Origin of the sequence: Pseudomonas asturiensis, assembly GCF_900143095.1 — a bacterium.
Lineage (GTDB): Bacteria > Pseudomonadota > Gammaproteobacteria > Pseudomonadales > Pseudomonadaceae > Aquipseudomonas > Aquipseudomonas asturiensis.
In genome coordinates this window covers 1-8150 of record NZ_FRDA01000032.1, presented here as the reverse complement: position 1 = coordinate 8150, position 8150 = coordinate 1, and the positions used below count along the sequence as shown (strand labels likewise).

Genomic DNA, 8150 nt, shown 5'->3' with positions numbered 1-8150 from the left:
GCCTTGAAGCTGCCCGGCTGCTCGGGGATGGTCACGGCGATGATCGCCTCGCGGCCTTCGCCCAGTTCGGCGCGTTCGGCCACGTGACGCAGGCGGTCGAAGTTGACGTTGGCCCCGGAATCGATCGCCACCAGGGTCTGGCCGCTGATCCCGCGCTGCTCGACGTATTTCTTGATCCCGGCCACGCCCAGCGCGCCGGACGGTTCGGTGATGGAGCGGGTGTCGTCGTAGATGTCCTTGATGGCCGCGCAGATCTCGTCGGTGCTGACGGTGATCACTTCGTCCACGTAATGGCGGCAGACCTCGAAGGTGTGATGACCGATCTGCGCCACTGCCACGCCATCGGCAAACAGCCCGACCTGACTGAGCACCACCCGCTCGCCTGCGGCCATGGCGGCTTGCAGGCAGTTGGAATCGTCAGGCTCGACACCGATCACCTTGATGTCGGGTCGCAAGTATTTGACGTAGGCCGCAATGCCTGCGATCAGCCCGCCGCCGCCCACCGGCACGAAGATCGCGTCCAGCTGGCCTGGCTGCTGACGCAGGATTTCCATCGCCACCGTGCCTTGTCCGGCGATGGTGTCGGGGTCGTCATAGGGGTGGATGTAGACAAAGCCCTGCTCATCGACCAGTTTGAGCGAGTACGCCAGCGCTTCGGGAAACGAGTCGCCGTGCAGCACCACCGTCGCGCCACGTGAGCGCACGCCTTCGACCTTGATCTCCGGCGTGGTGCGCGGCATGACGATGGTCGCCTTGATGCCCAATTCCTTCGCCGCCAGCGCCAGCCCTTGTGCATGGTTACCTGCCGAGGCGGTGACCACGCCGCGTGCGGCTTCTTCGGCGCTCAGTTGCGCCAGCTTGTTATAAGCGCCGCGAATCTTGAACGAGAACACCGGCTGCAGGTCTTCGCGCTTGAGCAGCACCTGGTTGCCAAGGCGCTCGGAGAGCTGTCGTGCGCCCTGCAGCGGGGTTTCGATGGCGACGTCGTAGACGCGGGACGTGAGGATTTTCTTGACGTACTGTTCAAGCATCGGGACGACATCACTGGTGGAAAGGGCAAGACCGGCAAGTCTACCCCTCACTCCGATGGACGACCATACGAATGACAGGGCTTTGCGCCGCAGTCGCCGCTATAATGCGGGCCCTTTTGCATACCTCTGGCACCGTGGAGCCCGCATGACCCAGGATCAACTCAAACAGGCAGTCGCCCAGGCGGCTGTCGATTTCATCCTTCCAAAGCTCGACGACAAGAGCATTGTGGGCGTCGGCACCGGCTCCACGGCCAACTGCTTCATCGACGCGCTGGCCAGGCACAAGGCCGCCTTCGACGGCGCAGTCGCCAGTTCCGAAGCGACTGCTGCGCGCCTGAAAGGCCACGGCATTCCGGTCTATGAACTCAATACTGTCAGCGATCTGGAGTTCTACATCGATGGCGCGGACGAGAGCGACGAGCACCTGAACCTGATCAAGGGCGGCGGCGCAGCCCTGACCCGCGAGAAGATCGTGGCCGCCGTGGCGAAGACCTTCATCTGCATCGCCGACGGCAGCAAGCTGGTGCCGGTGCTGGGCGCGTTCCCGTTGCCGGTTGAAGTGATTCCGATGGCGCGCAGCCATGTCGCGCGCCAACTGGTGAAGCTGGGCGGCGACCCGGTCTACCGTGAAGGCGTGCTGACCGACAACGGCAACATCATTCTCGATGTGCACAACATGAGCATCACCAACCCGGTGGAGCTGGAAGCGCAGATCAACGCCATCGTCGGCGTGGTCACTAACGGCCTGTTCGCTGCCCGCCCGGCCGACCTGCTGTTGCTGGGCACCGCTGAAGGCGTGAAAACGCTGACCCGCTAAGCCTCACCGCGTTAATAAAAAGTGCCCACCCTGCGTGGGCACTTTTGTGTCCAGCGTTCAGGATTTCAAAGGGCTACGGCTTGCGAAACACGTAAAACAGATTCGGCTCGCTCACCAGGTACAGCACCCCGTTATCGTCCATGGCGACACCTTCGGCCTGCGGCACGCTCTTGCTCAGGCCCATCTGGCCCTTGTTCAGCGAACTGCTGCCAATCGGTCGGCCATCAATGTCCAGCTCGACGATTTGCCTGGACTCATCGGACAGCGCCAGCAGATGCCCGCTGTTCTGATCGAATTGCAGGCTGGACAGATCACGCACGAACAGGCCCGCGTCGCGCTTGCTGTCGGAAATCACCTGAAGATTGCTGGGGCCATCCGCGCTGGCCTTGGGGAAACCGCGCACTTCGATGATCTGCACCGGATCGCGCTCGCGGGCGACGAACAGGCGTTCGCCCTTGCGATCATAGGCCAGGCCTTCGTAGCCCTTATTGCCACCTGCGTTGAGTCCCAGCGTCAGTTGCTCTGCGTTGGCCGCGTCCAGGGATTGCGTGCTGTCATCGACATGGACCTTGATCAGCCGCTGCTGGCGTTCGTCGCTGATCACGTAGATGCCGGGGCTGATGTACTCGACGGCTTCTGCATCACCGAAGCCGCTTAATTTGATACGGCGCAGGATACGCCCGTCGAGGCTCAACTCGACCATTTCAGCGTTCTGGTTGGTCACTGTGAACAGGCTGTTGCGGTCCGGATCGTAGCTCAGGCCGGAGACATCATCCGAGAGTCCGTCGATCACCTGCCCTTCGACCACCGCACGGTACTGATCAAGGCCAATGGCCTCCTGCGAGTCGGACTGCCAGAACATCTGCCAGTCGAACTGGGCACGCTCGACGAAGCGGTACCGCTGGTTGGCGATTGAAAACAGCAGAACGATCAAGGGCACAAGGACGATAAGCAAGAGCAAAGAGCGGGTAGAGCGACGCATGGGGGTGACTCGAAAGGTTGAGCGGACGGCATTGATAGCACGCCATTATGAAATCAAGCTTAATGGCGTAGTGCTACTTTTTTACCAATTATGTGTTCAGCCGTCCTGGCTCAGTGTTTGCGAAACGAATAGAACAGGTTCGGCTCGCTCACCATGTACAACGTTCCTGCCTCATCCAGCGCCACGCCTTCAGCGCGCGGAATCGTCTCTTTCAGGCCGTTCATGCCGCCTAGCAAGGTCATGAAGCTGACCTGTCCGCCCTGCTCGTCCACCTCCAGCAAGAGGTGCGAGTCCGCCGACAGCGCGAGCATATGACCGGTACGCGAATCGATGCTCAACGAGGACAGATTGCGCATGTCCAGCGAGCGACTCGGCAGTTTCTGTTTGTCGCCCGTGAGCACATTGCTGCCGTCGCTCTTCCAGGTGAACAGTGCGGCCGGCCGTTCTTCGCCCAATATCAACTGCTGGCGACGCGGATCCCAGGCGATGCCCTCGAACCCCTTGTTCTGGTTTGCGGACTTGCCCAGTTCGTACTTCGGAAAGTCCGCGATGTTAAGCGTTACCGTGTCGGCCGTCACCTTGACGATGGTCAGTTGGTGCTGACGCTCGTCGGTAATTGCGATCAGGCCGTCATTCATGACCGCCACGCCTTCGGGATTGCTCCAGCCGACCAGCGGAATCTTGCGCAACACATCGCCTTCAAGGGTCAGCTCGACCAGAAACGGGTTCTTGCCCATGACCGCGAACAAGGTCTTGGTCACCGGGTTATACGACAGGTCCGAGGCCTCATCCTTCTCCATACCGGGCAGTGCCTTGGCATCGATAGCCACATGATAGTCAGGCAACCAGATGCTCGCGCTGCGGGCTGCCTTGTCTTCGAACCGTTCCTTTACCCAGAGTACCGCGCGATCATCCCAATGCATCGCGAAAGCGACGCCGTAGCCGATGATTGCCACCAGCAGCAACCACGAGTACCAGCGCAAGCGCCGAATGAAAGCAAAGCGTTTCCTGGAAGCGGGCAGTGTTGAGTCAGGAAGGGGCATTGAAAGGGTTCCCGGGCAAAGATAACGTCGATATGGCTTATCGCCCACGAGGGGCCGGCAGGATTATCCAGAGCAGGTGTGAAAAAAACGCAAAGCGGTGGGGACTATTACCCAGCGGGTAAACAAAAGCCACCCGGACGTTGATCCGGGTGGCTTTTTGACGAGCAGGTTTCGCAGGCCGATCAGCGAACGACGCTTTCGAAAGGCGCCTGGCCAGCCAGTTCGAGAACGATCTGGTCGCCTGCTTCGAACGGTCCGACGCCTGCTGGCGTGCCGGTCATGATGATGTCACCGGCCTGCAGCGAGAAATTCGCGGCCATGTGCTGGATCATCGGCACGATCGGATTGAGCATCAGGCTGCTGTTGCCGTCCTGCACCACCTTGCCGTTGATGGTCAGGCGAATGCCGATGTCCGTCAGGTCCGGGAAGGTTTCAGCCGGCACGAACGGCGCGATGACCGCAGCGCCATCGAAGCACTTGGCCAGTTCCCATGGCAGGCCTTTCTCGCGCAGACGCGACTGCACGTCACGCAGGGTCAGGTCCAGACCCGGCGCGAACCCGCTGATGGCATCCAGCACTTCTTCGCGGGATGGATTCTTGGTCAGCGGCTTGCCGATCAGCACCACGATTTCGGCTTCGTAATGCACCGAGCCACGGTCGGCCGGGATGGTGAATCCGCCTTCCAGCGCAACCACCGCGCTGCCAGGCTTCATGAACAGCAGAGGCTCGGTAGGGACCGGATTGCCCAGCTCCTTGGCGTGCTCAGCGTAGTTGCGACCGATACACACCACTTTGCCCAGCGGGAAGTGGATGTTCGTTCCATCGACATATTTGTGCTGGTAGCTCATGACGTCTCCTGGGTCTGAAAGATGCGACTTGTTAGGTGGCTTTTTATATACGTTACGACAGATGATCAAACAGCGAATATTTTGCCGGGATTCATGATGCCATTGGGGTCGAAGATCGCCTTCATGGCTTTCATGTACTCAATCTCGACCGGCGAGCGGCTGTAGGTCAGGTAATCACGCTTGGTCATGCCCACACCATGTTCGGCGGAGATCGAGCCGTTGTACTTCTCGACGATCTCGAACACCCATTTGTTGACGCGGGCACACTTGACGAAAAACTCGTCCTTGTCGAGGGCTTCAGGCTTGAGGATGTTCAGGTGCAGGTTGCCGTCGCCGATGTGGCCGTACCAGAGCACGTCGAAATCGGGATAGTGTTCACCCACAATGGCGTCAATTTCAGCCAGAAATTGTGGCACTTTCGAGACCGTCACCGAGATGTCGTTCTTGTATGGCGTGAAGTGCGAGATGGTTTCGGAGATGTACTCGCGCAGCTTCCACAGGTTGCGCAACTGCTGCTCGCTCTGGCTCATCACGCCATCCAGCACCCAGCCTTGCTCGACGCAGTGCTCGAAGGTTTCCAGCGCCTGATTGGCCAGGTCTTCGGTGGTGGCTTCGAATTCCAGTAACACGTAGAACGGGCACGGCGTGTCGAACGGCGACGGCACATCACCCCGCGCCATGACGCGGGCGAAGGATTTGTCGGAAAAGAATTCAAAAGCGGTCAGGTCGAGCTTGCCGTGAAAGGCGTGCAGCACAGGCATGATCGAGTTGAAGTCCGCGGTGCCGAGCACCATCGCGGTCAGGTTGCGCGGCGCACGGTCCAGACGCATCGTCGCCTCGACCACGAACCCCAGCGTGCCCTCGGCACCGATGAACAGTTGGCGCAGGTCATACCCGGTGGCGTTCTTGATCAGGTCCTTATTCAGTTCCAGCAGATCGCCCTTGCCGGTCACGACTTTCAGGCCCGCGACCCAGTTACGGGTCATGCCGTAGCGAATAACCTTGATTCCGCCGGCATTGGTGCCGATATTGCCGCCAATCTGACTGGAACCTGACGAGGCAAAATCCACCGGGTAGTACAGCCCGTTGTCTTCGGCCAGGGCCTGCAACTGCCGGGTGATCACGCCCGGCTGACAGACTGCCGTGCGGTCTGTCAGGTTGAGGTCCAGAATCTGATTCATGTAGTCGAACGAAACCACCACCTCGCCATTGGCAGCCACAGCGGCTGCGGAAGCCCGGTTCTGCCGCCCGACGGCACCAGCGCGACGTGGCGCTCGTTGGCCCAGCGCACGATGGCCTGAACCTGCTCGATAGTCTTGGGAAACGCGATGGCCAACGGGGCCGGGGTGAATTGCTTGGTCCAGTCCTTGCCGTAGGTCTGCAGAGAGCCCTCGTCGGTCAGCACTTTGCCGGGATCAACCAGGGTCTTGAGCTCATCAATCAAAGCGGGATGGGTCATGGACTCAACTCTCGAACAATTCATGGGCATCCTGAGAACGGTTCACGTTCAAGAATGGGGTTTCGCGGGGGGCTTATGCTAGCATACGCCCCCCGCGAACAGCGCCCGACGCCGTTGCGGACACCCCCTGCCAATTTTCTTCGGGACACAGGTTTACGCAGATGAGCAAGACTTCCCTCGACAAGAGCAAGATCAAGTTCCTTCTTCTCGAAGGCGTCCATCAATCCGCTGTCGACGTCCTCAAGGCAGCCGGCTACACCAGCATCGAGTACCACACCAAGTCTCTGCCGGAAGCTGAGCTGAAGGAAAAGATCGCCGACGCTCATTTCATCGGTATCCGCTCCCGCACCCAACTGACCGAAGAGATGTTCGATTGCGCCAAGAAACTGGTCGCGGTCGGCTGCTTCTGCATCGGCACCAACCAGGTTGACCTGGGCGCTGCACGTGAACGCGGTATTGCGGTGTTCAACGCGCCGTATTCCAACACCCGTTCCGTCGCCGAACTGGTCCTGGCCGAGGCCATCCTGCTGCTGCGCGGCATCCCTGAAAAGAATGCATCCTGCCACCGTGGCGGCTGGATCAAGAGCGCTGCCAACTCGTTCGAAATCCGTGGCAAGAAACTGGGCATCATCGGCTACGGCTCGATCGGTACGCAGTTGTCGGTTCTGGCTGAAGGCCTGGGTATGCAGGTGTTCTTCTTCGATCCGCTGACCAAGCTGCCGCTGGGTAACGCGACGCAGGTCACCAGCCTCAACGAACTGCTGGGTCTGGCCGACATCGTTTCCCTGCATGTGCCTGAGCTGCCATCCACCCAGTGGATGATCGGCGAGAAAGAAATCCGCGCCATGAAGAAAGGCAGCATCCTGATCAACGCGGCGCGTGGCACCGTGGTCGAACTCGAAGCCCTGGCGGATGCGATCAAGGACAAGCACCTGATCGGCGCGGCCATCGACGTGTTCCCGGTCGAGCCCCGCTCGAACGACGACGTCTTCGAAAGCCCGCTGCGCGGCCTGGACAACGTGATCCTGACCCCGCACATCGGTGGTTCCACTGCCGAAGCGCAGGCCAACATCGGTCTGGAAGTGGCTGAGAAGCTGGTCAAGTACAGCGACAACGGTACGTCGGTGTCCTCGGTCAACTTCCCGGAAGTGGCCCTGCCCGCTCACCCTGGCAAGCACCGCCTGCTGCACATCCACGAAAACATCCCGGGCGTGCTCAGCGAGATCAACAAGGTCTTCGCCGAGAACGGCATCAACATCTCCGGTCAGTTCCTGCAGACCAACGAGAAAGTCGGTTACGTGGTTATCGACGTGGACGCCGAGTACTCGGACCTGGCGCAAGAGAAGCTGCAACACATCAAAGGCACCATCCGCAGCCGCGTTCTGTTCTGATCCGATCATTGCGCAGCCCTGAAAAAGGAGACCTTCGGGTCTCCTTTTTTGTGCCTGGCCGGTGGAGGGCATTTTGAGGATGAAACCCGGCGCGCCTTCTCCTGATACACCGCATCGACTGCATCGCCGGCAAGCCGCCTCCCACGGTCCGGCGTATACGTTCGACACCCCGTGGGAACGTGCTTGCTCGCGAAAGCCATGCTTCGCACGCCCCTGTTTCAGTGGATGCGCCGGCCTCTTCGTGAGCAAGCTCACTCCCACTGGAATGTGAACTGCGCACTCCGTGGGAGCGGACTTGTCCGCGAAGACTGAGTTTCAGGCGCCACACTTTGGCTGAATGTACTGGCCCCTTCGCGGACAAGTCCGCTCCCACTTGCTGATGGGACCGGTTTTCACCCCGTGGGAGCGAGCTTGCTCGCGAAAGCCATGCTTCGCACGCACCTGTTTCAGTGGATGCACCGGCCTCTTCGTGAGCAAGCCCACTCCCAATGGAATGTGAACTGCGCACTCCGTGGGAGCGGACTTGTCCGCGAAGACTGAGTTTCAGGCGCCACACTTTGGCTGAATGTACTGGCCCCT

6 protein-coding genes and 1 pseudogene are annotated in these 8150 nt (G+C 60.1%); 2 read left to right on the top strand and 5 right to left on the bottom strand.

Going from position 1 to position 8150, the window contains the following annotated elements; genetic code table 11:
• The coding region (gene ilvA / locus BUB69_RS27955) for a threonine ammonia-lyase, biosynthetic (protein ID WP_073173476.1) at positions 1–1031 on the bottom strand (1031 nt) is incomplete at its 3' end.
• A gap of 145 nt (positions 1032–1176) precedes the next feature.
• Here ilvA and rpiA point away from each other — a divergent pair.
• Positions 1177–1848 (top strand): ribose-5-phosphate isomerase RpiA, encoded by a 672-nt coding sequence (gene rpiA, locus BUB69_RS27950; protein ID WP_024694429.1) that lies wholly within the window; start codon positions 1177–1179, stop codon positions 1846–1848.
• A 73-nt stretch (positions 1849–1921) separates the two neighbouring features.
• Here rpiA and BUB69_RS27945 read toward each other — a convergent pair whose 3' ends face one another.
• The 4 genes and pseudogenes from BUB69_RS27945 to BUB69_RS27930 all read right to left on the bottom strand — a co-directional run bounded on the left by BUB69_RS27945 (position 1922) and on the right by BUB69_RS27930 (position 6180).
• Positions 1922–2830 carry an SdiA-regulated domain-containing protein gene (locus tag BUB69_RS27945; RefSeq protein WP_073173472.1) on the bottom strand — a complete coding sequence of 303 codons (909 nt, stop codon included), beginning with the start codon at positions 2828–2830 and terminating at the stop codon, positions 1922–1924.
• A 110-nt stretch (positions 2831–2940) separates the two neighbouring features.
• Positions 2941–3873, bottom strand: coding sequence for an SdiA-regulated domain-containing protein (locus BUB69_RS27940; RefSeq protein ID WP_073173469.1), 933 nt, complete (start codon positions 3871–3873; stop codon positions 2941–2943).
• 182 nt (positions 3874–4055) lie between these two features.
• On the bottom strand, positions 4056–4721 hold the full coding sequence (locus BUB69_RS27935; RefSeq protein WP_073173464.1) for a fumarylacetoacetate hydrolase family protein: 666 nt from the start codon (positions 4719–4721) through the stop codon (positions 4056–4058).
• Between the two features lie 65 nt (positions 4722–4786).
• Positions 4787–6180 (bottom strand): annotated as a pseudogene (locus BUB69_RS27930) (FAD-binding oxidoreductase).
• A gap of 161 nt (positions 6181–6341) precedes the next feature.
• Between BUB69_RS27930 and serA the strand changes: the two are divergent.
• Positions 6342–7571, top strand: a complete 1230-nt coding sequence (gene serA, locus BUB69_RS27925) for a phosphoglycerate dehydrogenase (protein WP_024685968.1) — start codon at positions 6342–6344, stop codon at positions 7569–7571.
• The last annotated feature ends 579 nt before the right edge of the window (positions 7572–8150 follow it).